Annotated in this window: 15 protein-coding genes, 1 tRNA gene and 1 pseudogene; 6 read left to right on the top strand and 11 right to left on the bottom strand. The window is 63.6% G+C overall.

Annotated features, from left to right (window positions below; genetic code table 11):
- From NKI47_RS28095 to NKI47_RS28080, 4 genes are all read right to left on the bottom strand, one after another.
- On the bottom strand, window positions 1–115 hold a 115-nt coding region (locus NKI47_RS28095), incomplete at its 3' end, for an FAD-dependent oxidoreductase (RefSeq protein WP_352594353.1).
- 30 nt (window positions 116–145) lie between these two features.
- Entirely contained in the window at window positions 146–1732 is a 1587-nt protein-coding gene (locus NKI47_RS28090) for an ATP-binding protein (RefSeq protein WP_352594352.1), read from the bottom strand.
- Window positions 1720–2412, bottom strand: coding sequence for a response regulator transcription factor (locus NKI47_RS28085; protein ID WP_352594351.1), 693 nt, complete (start codon window positions 2410–2412; stop codon window positions 1720–1722). The genes NKI47_RS28090 and NKI47_RS28085 overlap by 13 nt, the downstream gene beginning before the upstream one ends.
- 4 nt (window positions 2413–2416) lie before the next feature.
- The gene (locus tag NKI47_RS28080) at window positions 2417–3961 is read right to left on the bottom strand and encodes a DUF4153 domain-containing protein (protein ID WP_352594350.1); all 1545 of its coding nucleotides are present in this window, start codon (window positions 3959–3961) and stop codon (window positions 2417–2419) included.
- A 278-nt stretch (window positions 3962–4239) separates the two neighbouring features.
- Between NKI47_RS28080 and NKI47_RS28075 the strand changes: the two are divergent.
- A pseudogene (locus NKI47_RS28075) lies at window positions 4240–5120 on the top strand (HpcH/HpaI aldolase/citrate lyase family protein).
- 28 nt (window positions 5121–5148) lie between these two features.
- Window positions 5149–5355, top strand: coding sequence for a DUF1737 domain-containing protein (locus tag NKI47_RS28070; RefSeq protein WP_352458330.1), 207 nt, complete (start codon window positions 5149–5151; stop codon window positions 5353–5355).
- Between the two features lie 10 nt (window positions 5356–5365).
- Here NKI47_RS28070 and NKI47_RS28065 read toward each other — a convergent pair whose 3' ends face one another.
- Window positions 5366–5791 carry a hypothetical protein gene (locus NKI47_RS28065; protein ID WP_352594349.1) on the bottom strand — a complete coding sequence of 142 codons (426 nt, stop codon included), beginning with the start codon at window positions 5789–5791 and terminating at the stop codon, window positions 5366–5368.
- 7 nt (window positions 5792–5798) lie between these two features.
- Window positions 5799–6221 (bottom strand): metallopeptidase family protein, encoded by a 423-nt coding sequence (locus NKI47_RS28060; RefSeq protein WP_352594348.1) that lies wholly within the window; start codon window positions 6219–6221, stop codon window positions 5799–5801.
- Window positions 6222–6404: 183 nt separating this feature from the next.
- Here NKI47_RS28060 and NKI47_RS28055 point away from each other — a divergent pair, with 183 nt between their 5' ends.
- Genes NKI47_RS28055 through NKI47_RS28045 form a run of 3 tightly spaced genes read left to right on the top strand, consistent with a single transcriptional unit; the run spans window position 6405 to window position 12203 of the window.
- Window positions 6405–7487, top strand: coding sequence for an ImuA family protein (locus NKI47_RS28055; RefSeq protein ID WP_352594347.1), 1083 nt, complete (start codon window positions 6405–6407; stop codon window positions 7485–7487).
- Window positions 7420–8898 (top strand): DUF6504 family protein, encoded by a 1479-nt coding sequence (locus NKI47_RS28050; RefSeq protein WP_352594346.1) that lies wholly within the window; start codon window positions 7420–7422, stop codon window positions 8896–8898. The genes NKI47_RS28055 and NKI47_RS28050 overlap by 68 nt, the downstream gene beginning before the upstream one ends.
- On the top strand, window positions 8895–12203 hold the full coding sequence (locus NKI47_RS28045) for an error-prone DNA polymerase (protein ID WP_352594345.1): 3309 nt from the start codon (window positions 8895–8897) through the stop codon (window positions 12201–12203). Before NKI47_RS28050 ends, NKI47_RS28045 begins: the two co-directional genes overlap by 4 nt.
- Before the next feature lie 42 nt (window positions 12204–12245).
- On the opposite strand, the gene NKI47_RS28040 is transcribed toward NKI47_RS28045, so the two are convergent.
- The 4 genes from NKI47_RS28040 to NKI47_RS28025 all read right to left on the bottom strand — a co-directional run bounded on the left by NKI47_RS28040 (window position 12246) and on the right by NKI47_RS28025 (window position 15093).
- Window positions 12246–12485 (bottom strand): Trm112 family protein, encoded by a 240-nt coding sequence (locus NKI47_RS28040; protein ID WP_023675986.1) that lies wholly within the window; start codon window positions 12483–12485, stop codon window positions 12246–12248.
- A 197-nt stretch (window positions 12486–12682) separates the two neighbouring features.
- On the bottom strand, window positions 12683–13354 hold the full coding sequence (locus NKI47_RS28035; RefSeq protein WP_023675985.1) for an LON peptidase substrate-binding domain-containing protein: 672 nt from the start codon (window positions 13352–13354) through the stop codon (window positions 12683–12685).
- 163 nt (window positions 13355–13517) lie between these two features.
- The gene (trxA, locus tag NKI47_RS28030; RefSeq protein ID WP_352594344.1) at window positions 13518–14510 is read right to left on the bottom strand and encodes a thioredoxin; all 993 of its coding nucleotides are present in this window, start codon (window positions 14508–14510) and stop codon (window positions 13518–13520) included.
- Between the two features lie 85 nt (window positions 14511–14595).
- Window positions 14596–15093: a prolyl-tRNA synthetase associated domain-containing protein gene (locus NKI47_RS28025; RefSeq protein WP_023675983.1), complete on the bottom strand. Its 498-nt coding sequence runs from the start codon at window positions 15091–15093 to the stop codon at window positions 14596–14598.
- A 230-nt stretch (window positions 15094–15323) separates the two neighbouring features.
- Here NKI47_RS28025 and NKI47_RS28020 point away from each other — a divergent pair.
- A tRNA-Gly gene (locus NKI47_RS28020) sits at window positions 15324–15398 on the top strand.
- 132 nt (window positions 15399–15530) lie between these two features.
- Here the strand turns inward: NKI47_RS28020 and NKI47_RS28015 are convergent.
- Complete coding sequence (locus tag NKI47_RS28015) at window positions 15531–17756, bottom strand: mechanosensitive ion channel family protein (RefSeq protein WP_352594343.1); 2226 nt, start codon at window positions 17754–17756, stop codon at window positions 15531–15533.
- Window positions 17757–18148 lie beyond the last annotated feature (392 nt).

Below are 18148 nucleotides of genomic sequence, written 5' to 3'. Positions count from 1 at the left end.
ATTGCGGGTCGCGCTCGACAAGCGCGATCGAGCCCGAAAACCCTTCCTCGCGCAGATAATAGGCGACCGAGGAGCCGACGATGGCTCCGCCGATGATGACGATATCGTAATGCACCTTTTGGCCCTTCCGATCTGAACCGCCGAGTCACGCCGCCGGCAGGATGATCTCGAAGCGCGTGCCGCTCGCCGAGTCAACCAGCCGGATCGTGCCATCATGCGCTTTCAGGAGGGCCAGCACGATGCCGAGGCCCATGCCGGTGCCGCCGGAATCGCGGCGCGTGGTGAAGAACGGCTCGAAGATGCGGCCTCGGTTGCTGGGCGAAATGCCGGCGCCGTCGTCAGCGACCACGATGGTGGCCTTGCCGTCCGCTTTTGCGGCTGTGACCGATACCAGCGTCGCGCCGTGCCGCGCCGAATTGTCGATGAGATTGGCCAGCACGATCGCAGCGTTTTCGGCCGATATGCGCAGCCCGATCTCAGTGCCCGCCTCGACGCGCACCGCCAGCCTGTCGTCGGCCGGCAGCAGCGCCAGTGACGCACCGAGCGACGTGTTTTCGCCGCTCGGCTCGAGATTTTCGGCGCGCGCCAGGTCGAGCAGGCGGCGCACCAGAAGGTTGAGCCGGCCGGCATCGGTGACGATATTGTCCGAAAACCGCCGCCGCTCGGCCTCGTCCATCGCGCTGCCCGAATCGCGCAGCAGTTCGGCGGCCCCCTGGATCGCCGTCAGCGGCGATTTGAGCTCGTGCGAGACGTGGGTGGCAAAGGTCTGGATGCCGTCGGAGCGTGCGTGCAGCTTTTCGGCCATGTCGAGGAAAGCAGCAGAGAGTTCACCCATTTCGCGCGTGCCGTGGTGATCGAGCGGCCTGATCGCCGCGCGGTCGCCGGCGGCGATGCGTTTCGTGCGTTCCATCAGCGCATAGATCGGACGGCTGACGGCGCGCAGGAAGACCAGCCCGATCAGCAGCGCGCCGCCGAGGATGGTGATTGCCGCCAGCGCCACCTTGCCGCGCTCGCCATAGAGATGCTTGACGATGTTGTTCGGCGTCCGCGACAGATAGACGACGCCGGCGACCTTGCCGGAGACCGCAACCGGCATGGCCACGAAGACGCGAACCTTGGTGCCGCGGCTGACCGAATAGAGCGGCGGCGACGGCTGGTCGGGAACCCGCAGCCTGAGCGCGCTGGCGTAGCGGCCGGCAAGCGCTGCGCGAACCTCTTCGACAGCGGCGAGCGACAGGCCGGCCTCCTCACGGCCGGCGATGACCACGCCTCTGGGATCGAGCAGCCGGAAGCCGGCGAGCGTGGTCTTCTGCGTCTCGGCAAGAATGCCCGACAGGCGTGCGCCGATTGCCGCGAAGGCGGGATCGGCGCTGGCCGCGGTGGCCGCGGGCCGGGTCGGCAGGATCCCGTCGGACGCAAGATCGAGGCCCGGTTCGATCGCCTGGTAGGGAGAAGCCCGATCGCTGGTGTTGGGTGAAGGCACGGGTGCGCCTAGCTTTTCCGGGGCAAGGCCGGCCTCACGGACCTCTTGCGCATAGATCGCGCCAAGGGCGGCGCCTTGGGCGATCAGCTCGGCCTCGGTCTGCCTGATCAGCTGGTTCTCGTAGAGCCGGAAGAAAAACAGGCCGGCCAGCGGCAGCGCCATCACCATGATCAGGATGGCGATGACGACCGTGGCGAGGCGAGGCCGCCATTTGCTGCCAATCAGTTCTTGGGCGCTCACGCGCCGCATCCGCCCAGCCGAAAACCGACGCCGTGCACGGTCTCGATCGCATCGACGCAGCCGACGGCCGCCAGCTTGGCGCGGATATTGCGGATATGGCTGTCGACGGTGCGGTCTGCGACATGGATATTGGCCGCATAGGCGTTGGCCATCACCATGTCGCGGCCAAGCACATGCGCCGGCCGCGCCAAAAAGCCTTTCAGGATCGCGAATTCGATCGACGTCAGCGCCAGCGGCTTGCCGTCGAAGCTGGCTGTATGGCTTGCCGGAACCAGCAACAGTCTGCCATGCGAGAATTGCCGGTCGTCGGCTGGTTCCGGCGTGGGCCGGGCGCGGCGCAGAATGACGTTGACGCGGGCGACCAGCTCGCGCGGGCTGAACGGCTTGGTGACATAATCATCGCCGCCCATCTCCAGCCCGAGGACGCGGTCGATCTCTTCATCGCGCGCGGACAGGAACAGCACCGGCAGGTCGGATGTGTGGCGCAGCCGCCGGCACACTTCCAGCCCGTCCATTTCCGGCATGCCGATGTCGAGCACGACGAGATCGGGCGCATGGCGCTCTATCGCCTGCAAGGCAGCCGCGCCGTCCGGCACCGCCAGCGTTTTCATGCCGGCCTTTTCCAGCGCGAAGCAGATGATTTCGCGAATGTGCGGGTCGTCGTCGGCGACCAGTATGTGGTGCGGCATCAAATCAGCGGCCCGGCATGAAGGGTTCGGACATCGGAGGAACCACGAACGGGCCACGCCTGTCGAGGGCGCGGTTGAGCCGCCAGTCACGAAAGCTCCAGCCCCGCCAGCTTTCCTGGCCGGCGCGGAAGCGTGCTTCGTCCTGTGCATACCAGCCGGCGAGTTCGCGGATGGAGGCATCCTCCGCGGAAACCGTCCTGCTCTGGTGCTGGACGAAGCGATCGAGCGCCGGCAAGGCGCCGGGCCCGAGCGAGCGCAGGTACCAGACGTCGAGCTGGGTGCCTTGGCCGGTCATTTCGAAGCAATGGTCGACATTGTAGTTGGCAATCAGCGCGGCAAAGTTGATGAACGAGCAGGCATAGAGCGTCGCCGATAGCGTCAGAAGATTGGCGGCAAGCAGCCATTCGTTGGACTTTTCGCGCGCGATGCGGGCTATGATCAGGACAAGGCCCGCCGCCACCAGCCCCATCCAGACGAACGCAGCGACACGCCAATAGGTCAGCGCATAGATACCGATATAGAGATCGAGCCGCAGGATCGACGAGATCACCAGGAGGATGTTCTGCGCCACCCAGGCATAAACCAGCCGGCGGATGAGCGGATCGCCGGAGGTCGCACTTCCCGGCCGCAGCGCCGCCAGCACGAAGCCGGCGGCCAGCAGCGCCGTGACGATCAGCGGATAGGCGCCGCGATGCGCGTAGGCGGCATAGGTCAGCCCGTCGGGAAGCGCGATGCCGCCCCACAGATAGGTGGCGTCGAGTGCGCTCTGCACCGCGAACAGGATGTTGAAGACGACGAGCGCGCGGAGGATAGCGGCCTTGCCGAAGACGATGTCCTCGATGGTGGTCCTGGTGGCCGGCGTCGCCGGTGCGCTGGCTGGCGACACCCTGCGGCGGCGGAGAAAGCGCGGCAGCCGCGGCCGCAGAAAGGCCCAGACGCAGGCAAGCACGAACAGCCAGAAGCCGAGACGTGGCAGCTGGACGACGTCGAGCAGTGCCATCAGGTCGATCAGCGAGAACCAATATTCGATGACCGGATTGGCGGCGCCGAACAGCGCGAGGAACACTGCGCCGAGGCCCAGCGGCATGACCCAGACGGCGATCGCCGCAAGGCGCACGCGCCGCCGGCCAAGCCGCCGCGCCGCCGTGCGCCAGCGGAAGAAATCAAGGACGAGCCGAAATGGCGTTGCAAGCAGGAACAGCGAGAGTTGGCCGGCAATACGGGCAAGGCCGCGCCGCAACCGTCCGGCCAGTGAAAGCGCGAGGATGGCCGTCGCCGCCAGCGCGATCGAGACGGACAGTGCGCTGACATTTTCCACAAGCGGCAGCAGCGCCATAAACAGCGCAACCGGCTTGAACCAGAACCTGCCATCGTTGAAGACGTCGAGAGGATGGAGAGCCATGCTCGCCGCTGCAATCGCAACGCCGAACAGGAAAAGCGTGATGCCCGCCGGTTGGCCATAGAAGAAGAAATCGGCCAACGCGACGAGCAGGACGGCAACGCCGAAGCGGCTGCAATAGCTCGGCGCCGCCGAGAGGAATACTGTCATGATCGGGCTTTCTCGGCGGCTTTGATGCGGCTGGTGGGCAGGGATTTCCGGGCGAAAGGGAGGAGGGTTGCCAAAGTCTGGGGCGGATCGACGAGCCACCAGCTTTCGCGGCGAAGCCGGTACGGCAGGGACCAACGGGAGTTCTTTTGCTCTTGCATGCCGCCCTTGTCGCATCCGGTCGGGTGGCAAGCGGGGCGGAGACGAGGAGATTTTCCGAAATTGCGTGCAGTTTTTATGCACGGCTTGCCTCGGCTAGCTGCAGGCGGCATAGATCGAAGATGACCACCGAAAGCTACCGCCCGCGCCGCTCGGTGCTTTACGTCCCGGCTTCGAACGACAAGGCGCTGGCCAAGATCCAATCGCTGGCCTGCGATACCGTCGTCATCGATCTCGAGGACGCCGTCGCCCCGGCCGATAAACTTTCCGCGCGCGAAAAACTGGCGGCGATTTTCGCCGGCCATTCCAACCGGCGCTGCGAGATGGTCGTGCGCATCAACGCGCTGTCGAGCGAGTGGGGCGGCGCCGACCTGCTGGCCGCGGCAAAATGCTCGCCCGACGCCATCCTGCTGCCCAAGGTCGACACGCCGCGCGACATTCTCGAGGCCGGCGACGTGCTCGACGACAATTTTATCGCCGACGAAGTCAAGCTATGGGCGATGATCGAGACGCCCAAGGCGCTGCTCAACATTGGGCCGATTGCCGAGCTCGGCCGCGATCCGGCCTCTCGACTGGTGTGTTTCGCTGCCGGAACGAATGACCTGGTCAAGGACACCGGAATTCTCGCCATGCCCGACCGGCGCTATCTCGTTCCATGGCTGATGCAGATGGTGCTCGCCGCGCGCGCCGGCGGCCTCGACCTGCTCGATGGCGTCTTCAATGATTTTCGCGATATGGACGGGTTTGCGCGCGAGTGCACGGAAGCGGCCGCCATGGGTTTTGACGGCAAGTCGCTGATCCATCCAGCTCAGATCGAAGCCGCGAACCGCGCCTTTGCACCGTCGCCCGAAGCAATAGCCGAGGCGCGCGCGGTCAAGGATGCCTTCGCGTTCGCCGAAAATACCGGTAGGGCGGTAGTTGCGCTGAACGGCAAGATGGTCGAGCGGCTCATCTGGCGCAGGCCGAAAAACTGCTGGCGAAGGCCGCCGCTGTTCGCGCATGACTAACGTAACTGACGACAGGATTGAAGAATGAAACTCTACCGCTTTCTGTCCGGCCCGGACGATGCCAGCTTCTGCCACAAGGTGACGGCGGCGCTGAACAAGGGCTGGCACCTGTTCGGCTCGCCGACCTATGCCTATGACAAGGAGGCCAAGACCATGCGCTGCGGCCAGGCCGTGGTGAAGGACATCGAGGGCCAGGAATACGGCCCCGACACCAAGCTCAGCGATTGGTAGGTGCTACCGGCTACGGCAGCCTTTCCCAGACGGCTCTGATTTCGTTGAGCCGCGCGTCTGCGAGCCCGTCGACGTCATCGCAGCTGAAATAGAGTATCGATAGCGCTGCAAGGAGGCCGGGATAACCGGAGACGTAACCCATCTTCGTAAGTATCTCGGGAACCCGCAGTCGCTTGCGTTCGATCAAGGAGATCGCGCATTCTGCAGTCAGAGATGCCACCGGGTGGTCGACTTCGGATAGCCAAAAGTCGACCAGAGCTAGGAGAATGGCGGGCTCGACGGCAGCACTTGCGGGCAGATGGCAAAGCTCGCTAAGTGCTAAGAACGCGGCATTCGGCGAAATCCTCACTGCGGATTCGATCAGTTCCCGGCTCAGTGAAATGTCGTGATACGGCCAATTGCAATCGATCAGATCGGCAAATTCTGCTTCTGTCATCTGAGTGCTATTCAGCCGCTTCCTCGATCCGCTCCATATCGTCGTCCGACAGGCCGAAATGGTGGCCGATCTCGTGGATCAGCACATGGGTGACGATGTCGCCCAGCGTTTCCTCGTTCTCGGCCCAGTAGTCGAGGATGGCGCGGCGATAGAGCGTGATGCGGTTCGGCCCCTCGCCGGTCTGCGGGTTCCAGCGCTCGGCGATGCCGCGCCCCTCGAACAGGCCGAGCAGGTCGAAGGGCGTTTCCAGCGAAAGGTCGTCCATGATCTCGTCGGTCGGGAATTCGGCGATCTGAATGACGATCTCGCCGGTCAACTTGCGAAAGTCCTCCGGCAGATGGGCATAGGCCTCCAGCGCCAGGAGCTCGATTTCCTCCATCGTTGGCGAAAGCTGGTCGTGCCAGATGCGTGTTTGGTAGATGCGAGCCATGCTTTGTCCTTTGATCCCGGCATATAGGCTTTCGGGCCGGACTCGGCAAATGGTCGGGCTGGGGTGACCGTGTCACGCCCCCACTACAGGAATAAATTCCCCATGACTCCGCTTGACTCTTTGGCCGGCCTCTGGAATTCTAGGGAACATAACAGGAACAATTGTGAGTGGAAGCTGACCGTCATGGCGACAAGCGCCGTGGCGCGGGAGACTGTTTTTGCCCTGCGCCGCCAGATCGCGAAGATCGAAGGGACCTTGCCCGAGCGCCTGGAGGCGCCGGCCAGTTCGTCGTTTGACGCGGATGTCTCTCGTCAGAGTCTGACACCCTCTCGGCATCCGACACCCGCTCGGAATCTGACCATTGTCCGGCGCGGCCTCGCCGTGGCGCCGCCCGATGCGTTTTTGCGCACCGGCGCCGAGCGCCTCGATGCTGCGCTGAGCGGCGGCCTGCCGAAGGCGGCGGTGAGCGAGTTTCATGGCGCCGCGACCCGCGATGCCGGGGCCGTTGCCGGTTTTGCCTTGTCGCTCGTCAGCCTGATCCTCAGCCAGGGGCCGCGATTGCCGGTGCTGTGGATCGGCACATCCGAGGTTTTCCGCGAGGCCGGCTTTCCCTATGCCAGGGGGCTTCACGCCTTCTTCGGCATCGAGCCGGAGCAATTGCTGTTTTCCGAGGCGCCAAGGCTGCTCGATGCGCTGTGGATCGCCGAGGAGGCTGCCCGGATGACGGCGCTGGCCGCCGTCATCCTCGAAATCCGCGGCAGCCCGCAGCGGCTTGACCTCACCGCGACGCGGCGGCTGCACGCCCGCGCGCAGAGTGCGGGCCGGCCGCTGTTCCTGCTGCGCCAGGCCGGCGAGCCCGAACCGACGGCAGCGCCCGTCCGCCTCATCCTGTCGGCGGCACCGGCGGCAACGCGTAAGACGCTTGCCGGGCCGCTCGCCGGCTCGATCGGCCGACCCGCCTTCACCGTCGCCATCGGCAAGAGCCGCACGGCCTTGCCCGGAAAATTCACACTGGAGTGGAACCCCGATGAACGCATATTCGAAGAAAGACGGGGCGAGCAAGGAAGGTCTCAGGAATGGGCCCCAGAACGGCCAAAGACTCCTATCCCTGTGGTTTCCGCATCTCGCCGCCGAGAGGATCCTGCGGCAGCGTCTGGGGCGGTCCTGGCGTTCCCGGCCGTCGGATCACCTGCCGCTGGTGATCAGTCACCGCGACCGGAACGCCCAGCGCATCGCCGCCCTCGACGAGCGGGCCGAGGCGCTTAATCTGAAGCGCGGCATGGGCATAGCCGACGCACGCGCCATGCATCCCTCGATCGACATCGTGGAGGCCGATCCGGAGGCCGACCGGCGCCTGCTCGAAGGCCTCGCCGACTGGTGCGACCGCTATACCCCGCTGGTGGCGCTTGACGGGACCGACGGCCTCTATCTCGACGTCACCGGCTGCACCCATCTTTTCGGCGGCGAACGCTCGATGCTGGACGATATCCTGTCGCGTTTTTTCCATCAGGGCTTCGATGTCCGCGCCGGGCTTGCCGCCACGCCTGGTGCTGCCTGGGCGGCGGCGCGGTTTGCTGGCGACCGCATCGTGCCCGATGGTGAGGAGGAAGCGCTTCTCGCGCCCTTGCCGCTGGCGGCGCTGCGCATCGACCCGGAGGTACGCGCCAGCCTCGAAAGCGTCGGCCTGCGCACGGCGGGCGCCGTCATGGCGGCACCGCGCGCGCCGCTGGCCCGCCGCTTCGGCGCATCGCTGCTCTTGCGCCTCGACCAGGCGCTTGGCCGCCTCGAGGAGGCCGTGTCGCCGCGCCTGCCGGTGGCACCGCTTTCGGTCGAGCGTCACCTTGCCGAGCCGATCATGCTGACCGAAGACATCGAGCGGCTGACCGGCATGCTGGCGACCACCTTGAAGAGCGACCTCGAGCGTCGCGGCGAGGGCGCAAGGCGGCTGGCGCTGCTGCTTTTCCGCGTCGATGGCGGCGTCAGCCGCATCGCCGTCGGCACCTCGCGGCCCTTGCGTGAGCCGCTGCTGATCCAGAAATTGTTCCACGAACGGCTTGCCGCGCTCGAACAGGATATCGACGCCGGCTATGGCTTCGATCTCGTGCGCCTCTCGGTGCTGACCGCCGCCGCCTTCGATATGCAGCAGGCCGACCTTGCCGGCGAAACGAGCGACGACGGCGCCGATATCGCGCTTTTTGCCGACCGCATTCGCGCCCGGCTCGGCGAAGGCGCGGTCTTGAAGCCGGTCGCCGTCGAGAGCCATCTGCCGGAGCGCGCCGTCGCCACCCTCCCCTTCACGGAGGCGCCGCAGAGAAGCTCGCCGCCGAAGCAGCCGGACAAGGTGAAGGATGCTCCCACGACCGTCTTCCAGCCGGAACGGCCGATCCGGCTTTTCCGTTCGCCCGAGCCGATCGAGGTGCCGGCCACCGAAATGCCGGAAGGCCCGCCTTTGAACTTCCGCTGGCGGCGCGCGCTCTACCGGGTCGCGCGCGCCGAAGGGCCGGAGCGCATCGCGCCGGAATGGTGGCGAGGGGCGCCGGGACGAGAAGATGAGCCAACCCGGGATTATTTCCGCATCGAGGATGCCGACGGCCGCCGTTACTGGCTCTACCGCCAGGGTCTTTACGGCGCCTCGCTGCCTTCGCCGCGCTGGTTCATGCATGGGATCTTCGCATGAATGCGCTGACGGCCATTCCCTATGCCGAATTCGGCATCCAGTCGAACTTCTCGTTTCTGCGCGGTGCCTCGAAACCGGAGGAGCTGGTGGTCGCGGCAAAATTCCTGGGGTTTTCGGCGATCGGTCTCGCCGACCGCAACACGGTGGCGGGCGTGGTGCGCGCCTGGCAGCAGGCCAAGGTGGAGGGTGCTTCCTATCATCCCGGCTGCCGCCTGGTTTTTTGCGACGGCACGCCGGACATCCTCGCCTACCCGCAGGATCGCAAGGGTTGGGGTCATCTCTGCCGCATGCTGACGCAGGCCAATCTGCGTGACGAGAACGAAAAAGGGGCGACGCTCCTCAAACAGAGCGATCTTCTCGAATGGGGCGATCTCCTGTCGCTCGCCATACTGCCGGATGTGTCGGCGGACGCGGAAACCAGCCACGCACTCCTTAGCCGGCTCAGGGATCGTTTCGGTGAAAACCTGCGGCTTGCGGTTTCGCCGGATTACCGCGGCAACGACCGCTTCCGTATCGAGCAGGCGGCGGCGATGGCGGAGCTGGCCGGCATCCCGTTGATGGCGACCAACGATGTTCTCTACCATACGTCGGAACGGCGCCCGCTGCAGGACGTGCTGACGGCGATCCGCCTCAATGTGCCTGTCGCCGAGGTGGGGCTGGAGCTGGCGGCCAATGCCGAGCGTCACTTAAAGCCGCCGCTGGAGATGGCACGGCTTTTCCGCAGGCATCCGCAAGCGCTGGCGGAAACGCTGCGTTTTGCCGGCGAGCTGACCTTCTCGCTCAGTGACCTGCAATACAACTATCCCGACGAGCCGACGGAATCGGGTCTTGGGCCGCAGGCCGAACTGGAAAGGCTGGCCAAGGAGGGAGCCGCCATCCGCTACCCCTCGGGCGTGCCCGCTTTTGTGACGCAGCGCATCGAGGAGGAGCTCGCTCTGATCGAGCGCCTGAACTACGCGCGCTATTTCCTGACTGTCCACGACATCGTCAAATTCGCCCGCAGCCAGAACATTCTCTGCCAGGGGCGCGGCTCTGCCGCCAACTCGATCGTCTGCTTCTGCATTGGCATCACCGAAGTCGGCCCGGACAAGATCGAAACGCTTTTCGAGCGCTTCATTTCCGAGGAAAGAAACGAGCCGCCCGACATCGACGTCGATTTCGAGCATGAAAAGCGCGAGGAGGTCATCCAGTACATCTATTCCAAATACAGCACCAAGCGCACCGCGCTGGCCGCCGCCGTCGTCAGCTACCGGGGCCGCTCGGCGATGCGCGAAGTGGCCAAGGCGATGGGCCTGTCGGACGACGTCCGGGGCGCGCTGTCCAGTTCGATCTGGGGCTGGTCGACCTCGGAGCTCGGCGAAAAGGAGACAAAGGCCGGCGGCCTCGATCAGACCGATCCATCGACAAGGCATGTAATCGAATGCGCCAACGAGATCATGGGCTTTCCCCGTCATTTGTCGCAGCATGTCGGCGGTTTCGTCATCACCCGGGACCGGCTCGACGAGATCGTGCCCATCGTCAAGACGGCGATGGACGAGCGCAAGATGGTCGAGTGGGACAAGGACGATCTCGACGCGGTGAAAATCCTTAAAGTGGACGTGCTGGCGCTCGGCATGCTGACCTGCCTGCAGCGCGCCTTCACCCTGCTCCAGGATCATTATCCGCAGGCGCGGGACGAGTACGGCCTGCCCTATGTGCTGGCCACTCTGCCTGCCGAGGACAAGCATGTCTACGACATGATCTGCCGTGCCGACACGATCGGCGTCTTCCAGATCGAATCGCGCGCGCAGATGTCGATGCTGCCGCGGCTGCGGCCGAAAAGCTTTTACGACCTCGTCATCGAGGTGGCGATCGTGCGGCCCGGCCCGATCCAAGGCGACATGGTCCACCCTTATCTGCGCCGCCGGCAAGGCAAGGAAAAACCCGAATATCCCAAGCCGGAACTGGAAAAAATACTCGGCAGGACGCTGGGCGTGCCGCTGTTCCAGGAGCAGGCGATGAAGATCGCCATCGTTGCTGGCGGCTTCAGGCCGGGCGAGGCCGATGAACTGCGCCGCGCCATGGCGACATTCAAGCGCACCGGCACGATCGGCAATTACCGCAAGAGAATGGTCGACGGCATGGTCGCCAAGGGCTACGAAAAAGACTTCGCCGAGCGCTGCTTCAAGCAGATCGAGGGTTTTGGCGAATACGGCTTTCCCGAGAGCCACGCCGCCTCCTTCGCCCTGCTGGTCTATGCCTCCTGCTGGTTCAAGACCTTCTATCCCGACGTGTTCTGCGCCGCGATCCTGAATTCCCAGCCGATGGGGTTTTACCAGCCGGCCCAGCTTGTCCGCGACGCGCATGACCACGGCGTCGAGATCCGCGAGGTCGACGTCAATTTTTCCGGCTGGGATTGCGCCTTGGAGAAATCGCCTTTCGATCCGGATCGTATCCTTGACCGCCATGCCCAGATGCGCGGCGTCATCCGGACCAGCCATGCCGTCCGGCTCGGCTTTCGCCAGGTCAAGGGCCTGTCGAAGGAGCGCATGGAAGCGTTTGTGTCGAGGCGCGGCGCCGGCTATGCATCCGTACGCGACGTCTGGCTGCGCTCGGGCCTCAACGTCGACGAGATCGAAAAACTGGCGCAGGCCGACGCTTTCCGGTCGCTTGGATTGAACCGTCGCGACGCTCTATGGGCGGTCCGCGCGCTCGACGGCAAGAGTGCCGCCGAAAAGCTGCCGCTGTTCGACCAGCCGGCGATCCGCTTGCGCGATCTGGAGCCTGCAACCAGGCTCCCGACAATGCCGCTCGGCGAGCACGTCGTCCACGACTACCGCTCGCTTGGCCTGTCGCTGAAGGCGCACCCGGTCGCCTTCCTGCGTCAAAGGCTGGATCGTTCCGGCGTCACGCCCAATGTGCGGCTCGGCCAGGTGCGGGACGGCCGGCGCGTTTCGGTCGCCGGCCTCGTGCTGGTGCGGCAGCGGCCGGGCAATGGCAAGGCGATTTTCCTGACGCTGGAAGACGAGAATGCGGTCGCCAACATTATTTTCTGGGAAAGGACTTTTGACCGCTTCCGCCCCATCGTCATGGGCGCGCGTCTCATCCGCGTCACCGGCAAGTTGCAATCGGAATCGGACGTCATCCATATCGTCGCCGAGAAGGTCGAGGATCTGACGCCGTGGCTGTCGGTGCTGCTTGAGCAGGCAAGGCCTGCGGACAGACTGTCGAGCAGTGCAGACGAGGCTCAGCCTGGCAGCATCGCGCAAACGGAACTACTGGGAAAGGCAGAGAAGGTCATGCCCAAAGGGCGCAATTTTCAATAGAGGCGCGAAAGATCGCGACGGAGCGGCTCTGAACCGCAGCACTCAGGGCGTTCCACCCAGGCGCGGCGGCGGTGGCATGGCATCATCTATGGTGATGACACGCGCTTCCGATGGCAGCATGATCGGAATGCCGTCCCGCACCGGATAGGCAAGCTTTGCCACCCGCGAGATAAGCTCGCCGCGCTCCGGATCCCAGGCAAGCGGCCCCTTGGTCAGCGGGCAGGCCAAGAGTTCCAGCAGCTTGGGGTCGACAGTCCTGTTCCCGTCACGTCCATCCGCCATTTGGTTTGTCCTTCCACAGGGCAATCGGGTTAAGGTTTCGAGCGCGAACTTCCTTCTCCCCTTGTGGGAGAAGGTGGCCGAGCGAAGTTCGGTCGGATGAGGGGTGTTCCAGCTTGGCACCGACGGCACTCCGTCCAGTACCCCTCTCGGCGCTGCGCGCCGATCCACCTTCTCCCACAAGGGGAGAAGGCAAGAACCTACTGCAAACTCGAACCGAAATCCTCATTGTCGCGCGCCAGCGCCATTTCGGTGATGGCGATCAGGGTCTCGGCGCGTGTCTTCAGATCGGCCGCTTCGAGCAGCGCCTGTTTCTCGGCCGGCCCGTAGGGCGCCATCATCGACAGTGCGTTGACCAGCATGGCGTTTTCGGCGCGGCTGACGCTTTCCCAGTCGGCCTCCAGATCGTTAGCCTGCAGATAGGCGCGAAACGCTTTGAGCAGCGCCGGCCGGTCGATCTCGGCGTCTGCCTGCTCCTCGTCGAGATCGGCGAGAAAGGGTGCCAACCGGCACTGCCGGAAGGGTGTTTTGACCGTGAGCTCCTGTACAATACGGAACCGGCACACGCCCTGCAGCGAAATCAGGTAACGGCCGTCGCCGCTCTCGGACAGCGCAATGATGCGCCCGGCGCAGCCGACATTGCAGAGCTCCGGCTCGCCGTCGGGACGCAGCGCACCGTCAAGGCTGGGCTGGATCATGCCGATCAGCCGCGGCCCGGCGATCGCCTCGTCGACCATCTGCAGATAGCGCGGCTCGAAGATGTTGAGCGGCATGCGGCCTCCCGGCAGCAGCAATGCGCCCTCAAGCGGAAAGATCGGCATGGTCGACGGTAAGTCCGCAGCGAGCCGGTAATGCGCGTTTCCCGCCTGCACCTCAATCCTCCGATCGCTTTGTCAGGAAGCGCACCAAATCCGTCTCCTCCCGGCCGGCACAAGGCGCAACACCGGAAACCTGAAATCGAACGCCATCCGAAAACCTAATCTGGCGCAGCCGCGGCCCACCGCAAGCCCGCGCGACAAAACAGTCTGCGCCGGCTCAGGAAAACAGCAGCGACGACAGTTTGCGCCGTGCCGACAGCGTTGCTTCGTCGGTCATGCCCCATGCCTCGAAGAGCTGCAGCAACTGGGTTCTGGCGCCGTCGTCGTTCCACGAGCGGTCGGCCTTGATGATCGCCAGCAGATTGTCGGCCGCCGCCATGCGATCACCCTTGGCGTTCTGGATCATGGCAAGCTCGAACCGTGCCTGGTGATCCCCGGGATTTTCGGCCAGCCGCCGTTCCAGTTCCGCCGGATTGCCGAGCACTGCTGCTTGCGCGGCGAGCGCCATCTTGGCCCGCAGCGCGGCGAGCTGGGGCGCATCCTTCTTTGCTTCCGGCGCCCGCGCCAGCACCGCCTCGGCACCTTCGGCATCGCCGGCCTCGAACAGCAGGTCGCCCAAGCCAGCGATCGCCTCGATCGTCTCCGGCGCCTGTTCCAGGATGGCATCGTAAATGTCGGCCGCCGTCTGCACGTCCCCGGTGTCGCGCGCTTCGGCGGCCGCGGCCAGCGCCTCGGCAAGTTGCGGCGCACCGCCGTTCTTGCCGCCGACCTTCTGGATGAATTGCGTGATCTGGCTCTCGGGAATGGCGCCCATGAAGCCGTCGACCGGCTGGCCGTCCTTGAAGGCAATGACCGCCGGTATCGACTGGATGCCAAGCTGGCCGGCGATCGATGGATGGTCGTCGATATTCATCTTGACCAGCTTGACCTTGCCACCGGCGGCTTTCACCGCCTTCTCCAGCAGCGGCGTCAATTGCTTGCAAGGGCCGCACCACGGCGCCCAGAAATCGACCAGCACCGGCTGGTGACGCGATTCCTGGATCACGTCGGCGGCAAATCCAGCGGTCGTTGTGTCCTTGATTACGTCGGCCGGCGCCTCCGCAAGCGCGACCTTCTCACGCGCGGCATCGGTGCCGCCATATTGCACGGTGGTGGCATACCGGCCGCCATTGCTGCCAAATGGGCCGCCAAAGGGGTTGCTATCACTCATCTCGTCGCCTTTCGGTCGCGCCGCCGGCCAAGGGACGGGCGCAACATCCTTCTTTAGAACCCGGTTTCAGTCACCCATGTGGCGATCATGCCGAGACTTTCAAGATAACAGCATCATGTCCGGTTGCCTCGACGAATTTGACCAGGTCCGCGGCAGCGATGGAAGTCGTCGCTTCGTTGGTCAGCGGGTGGGCATTGACCACCGCATGGCTCATCAGCACCTCGTCCAACACGACCTTGATCCTTCGCTCGGTGTCGTTGATCAGCCCGAACACCGTGACCGCGCCCGGGACGACGCCGAGAAGCTCCATCAGCATCTCCGGCCGGCCGAAGGACACGCGCCCGGCAGCGCCGATCAGATGGTGTATATGCTTGAGATCGACCACCGCCTCCTCGCCGACGCTGACCAGGAAGAAATTGTCCTTCTTGTCCTTGAGGAACAGGTTCTTGGTATGGCCGCCGGCAATCTCGCCGCGCAGCGCCTGCGAATCGGCGACCGTGAACAGCGGCGGATGCCGCCGCGTCGATACTTCGATCCCGAGTCCGGCGAGAAAGGCGAAAAGTTCGGCTTCGGTCTTCGGCATCGGTCTTTCTTCTGATGGCCCGCTTTCAACTGCTTGTTCGACTAACGCCGTTTACGGCCAATGATGCTGCCAAGACAAGCCCGTCGCGCAACGCGGGGGCGATTGCCTTGCGACGTCTCGCAGGAGGCTTGTTCGCATTGCCGACGAAGCAAAAAGCCTGCGAATTCCCTGTTGCAATCGCCGCGCTCTTCAGCCATATAGGCGCGGCTTGCGGCCCAAAAGCCGCGCGAGCGGGTGTAGCTCAGGGGTAGAGCACAACCTTGCCAAGGTTGGGGTCGAGCGTTCGAATCGCTTCACCCGCTCCAGTTTCCTTGAGGGGAACCAAGCGATTAAGAGGCGCCTTTCGGGGCGCCTTTTGCTTACGTGGCGAAAAGAGTGTCCCTGCCATGGGCGATGCGCGGAAAGCCGCACTGTGACCAGCAGGTGTCGCAGCTTTTCTATTCCGTTGTGCTAGCTTTTTTTCTGCGCCGAATAGTGTGCGACTGCGCGACGGCCATTTTCAACTCGGGCGTGATCTCCAACGGTGCATTCTCTGCCCCATGTTGGTTCTGTAGCCCCTGGACCTGGACGGTCGGAAATGGGAGTTCGATGCCCTGCTCCTTGAAGACCTGGCGGAGGCGTACATAGAATTTGCGTTTCATACCGAAGGCGCCTCCCGGCTTGGTTGTGGCCTTGACCCTCAATACGATGCCGTATTCGCCGAACTCCTGTACGCCCTGCATCTTGATCGGGTCGAGCACCCAGTGTTTGAACTCGGGATCTTCCGCCAGTTCGAGGCCGATCCGCTTGATCAGCTTGCGAGCGAAGTCGATATCAGTGTCATAACCAACGGTGATGTTGAATTTGTCGATAACCCAGTCACGGCTCTGGTTCTGGACTGCCCCGAGTTCACCGAAAGGTATCGTGAACAGCGGACCACGATGGTGGCGCAGCTTCACCGAGCGCAGCGAAAAGCTTTCCACAGTACCCTTGTAATTGCCCGATGAAATGTATTCGCCAACACGGAACGCATCATCGAGCAGAAAAAACACGCCTGAAATGACGTCCTTGACAATGGTTTGTGCCCCAAAGCCCACGGCGACGCCGACGACGCCAGCGCCGGCGATCAATGGGCCGATCTGGATACCCAGCGAGGCGAGCATCATAAGCACCGCCATCACGATGATCGATGCGAGCAGAATATTCTGGAGGATCGGCAAGAGCGTGTGCAGCCGCGCCTGCTGCGGATCGAGGATCGGGACGTCCTCGTCGCTGATCACAGGGTGCGGTGTTTCGATGCCCAGCTTTCGTTCGATCAAAGCTTTGATGATCGACCAGCCGAAGTCGGCGGCGAGGGCAATGACCACGACATTGATCAAGCCGCGCAATATGAACGTCGTCGTCGTATCGCTGTCCCGCATGGATTGCATGTCCAGACCCCAGACACGTGCGAGAAGGTAAGCCGCCGCCAGGATGAAAATCATTCGGATTCCGCGATCGATGACAGCGATCGTCACCGCCGGGATCGTGGGCCGGCCGACATCTTCCGAACCTGGCCGCAGAACGAAATTAACCCCGCGCTGCGTCACCACGATTGCCAAAGGCAGGAAGAATGCGGCGAAGGTGAACCAGAAGTATGTATAAAGGCCGGCGATACGCTGCAGGAACAGGACGACGAAATAAGCAGTCAATAGCCATGTCGCTTCCGTGTGACCGATGTGGCGCGCACCGTCTCGCTGCGTTCTTGGCCGACGCCAAATGGCGAGCAGCAGGAGCAACAGCAGCACGAAATCGGCGCCCAGTGACAGGACCATCATTCCGTCCTGATCGATGCCGAGACTTGGCAAGAGGATAAACGCGGCGCCGAAGAAGGCGAAGACGCCGACGATCCGGGGTAGCCAATAGGACCAATGGTCAGCCGCTTCGTTGGTGATCGGCAAAGCACGAACCTCGACGGCGTTCTCGACGTTCATGAAGGAAGGGACGAGCATCGCCATGACGTACATGCGCACACCCCATGTAACGACTGCCGCCATCAGAAATGTCAGTACAATCTCGCGGATAAGCATCGGCCAGTCGAACAACATGAACGCGCCGGCGCTGCCCAGTGCGAAAGAGACTATCAGCATGCTGGAATAAAGCAGGCGGCCACCAATCTTCTTGGCTCGCCCAACGGGCGTATCCTTCGGTTGCGCGATAATCCAAAGACGAAATGGACGGGTGAGCTTGAACGTTGCCCAAGTGAGTGCCAGGCCGGCAGCGATGAACATTGCAATCAGCACAAATACGCCGGCAGGCCCCTTGCTGGACATATCCTCCATCGTCTCTGCCCGAACGCGCGCGAACTGGCCTGGCAGCAAGGGCAAAGTTCGCACGATTCTTTCGATATGATGCCTGATTCCATCGAGCGTCGAGGATGCCATCGTATTCATCTGGCCTGGTGCGGCCACGGCGCCGGACGATGCGTCGGTCGGCGAAGCCCCTCTCTCGGCGGGCGCTCCCGTTGACCCGGCGTCCTGATTTCGCTGTTCGGCCACCCAGGCCTTCACTGACGGATCGTCGAGAAGCTCGAACAACTGTTTGACCCTTTCAGGCGGGACGGTCGCCGGCGCCTGCGCCTGCGCCTGACCAGCCAACAAAAGGGCGATCCCAAAGACGAGCGGCCTGGCAATCAGGGCAAACATCGCAGTCAGGTCTCCGAGACGCCGTGCCGGGCGCGCCAGGTTCCTGGCTCCCAATCGTCGAGTCATGAGTGGCATCGTGCTGTTAACCTTCCGGTCAGATCGGCGAGCAACGACATCTATGTCCGTTGTTGCCCTACCTTGAAGAAACCGATGTTGCGGTGCAAGACGTCATCGTTCCGAGCCAGACCGTTGCGCCGGGTACTTGGCGGTGTTTATTTAGCCGCGGGGGCAGGTCATTCCGACCTCGGCCCAGGCCTCCGGCCAGTTCTATGAACTGGGCATCGACGTTAAATCTCAGGAACTGATTTCCTGAGTTGACCAGGACAGACCTTTGGCGGTCGCTCGGTGGTCAACTGCTTCGCGCACCGCTGCGGACATTCGAAACCATGATG

The sequence above is a fragment of the Mesorhizobium sp. M0633 genome, from assembly GCF_040320645.1.
Classification (GTDB): Bacteria; Pseudomonadota; Alphaproteobacteria; order Rhizobiales; family Rhizobiaceae; genus Mesorhizobium.
The sequence above is the reverse complement of the archived record's forward strand: the minus strand, read 5'-3'. Positions and strand labels throughout refer to the sequence as shown.

What these genes read in the sequence shown, in the direction of transcription:
- NKI47_RS28065 (WP_352594349.1), bottom strand. Translation starts at nt 5,791, where the DNA reads ATGACAGAAGCAGAATTTGCCGATCTGATCGATTGCAATTGGCCGTAT.
- NKI47_RS28040 (WP_023675986.1), bottom strand. Translation starts at nt 12,485, where the DNA reads ATGGCGGATGGACGTGACGGGAACAGGACTGTCGACCCCAAGCTGCTG.
- NKI47_RS28045 (WP_352594345.1), top strand. Translation starts at nt 8,895, where the DNA reads ATGAATGCGCTGACGGCCATTCCCTATGCCGAATTCGGCATCCAGTCG.
- NKI47_RS28060 (WP_352594348.1), bottom strand. Translation starts at nt 6,221, where the DNA reads ATGGCTCGCATCTACCAAACACGCATCTGGCACGACCAGCTTTCGCCA.
- trxA (WP_352594344.1), bottom strand. Translation starts at nt 14,510, where the DNA reads ATGAGTGATAGCAACCCCTTTGGCGGCCCATTTGGCAGCAATGGCGGC.
- NKI47_RS28080 (WP_352594350.1), bottom strand. Translation starts at nt 3,961, where the DNA reads ATGACAGTATTCCTCTCGGCGGCGCCGAGCTATTGCAGCCGCTTCGGC.
- NKI47_RS28055 (WP_352594347.1), top strand. Translation starts at nt 6,405, where the DNA reads ATGGCGACAAGCGCCGTGGCGCGGGAGACTGTTTTTGCCCTGCGCCGC.
- NKI47_RS28025 (WP_023675983.1), bottom strand. Translation starts at nt 15,093, where the DNA reads ATGCCGAAGACCGAAGCCGAACTTTTCGCCTTTCTCGCCGGACTCGGG.
- NKI47_RS28090 (WP_352594352.1), bottom strand. Translation starts at nt 1,732, where the DNA reads ATGCGGCGCGTGAGCGCCCAAGAACTGATTGGCAGCAAATGGCGGCCT.
- NKI47_RS28070 (WP_352458330.1), top strand. Translation starts at nt 5,149, where the DNA reads ATGAAACTCTACCGCTTTCTGTCCGGCCCGGACGATGCCAGCTTCTGC.
- NKI47_RS28085 (WP_352594351.1), bottom strand. Translation starts at nt 2,412, where the DNA reads ATGCCGCACCACATACTGGTCGCCGACGACGACCCGCACATTCGCGAA.
- NKI47_RS28015 (WP_352594343.1), bottom strand. Translation starts at nt 17,756, where the DNA reads ATGTTTGCCCTGATTGCCAGGCCGCTCGTCTTTGGGATCGCCCTTTTG.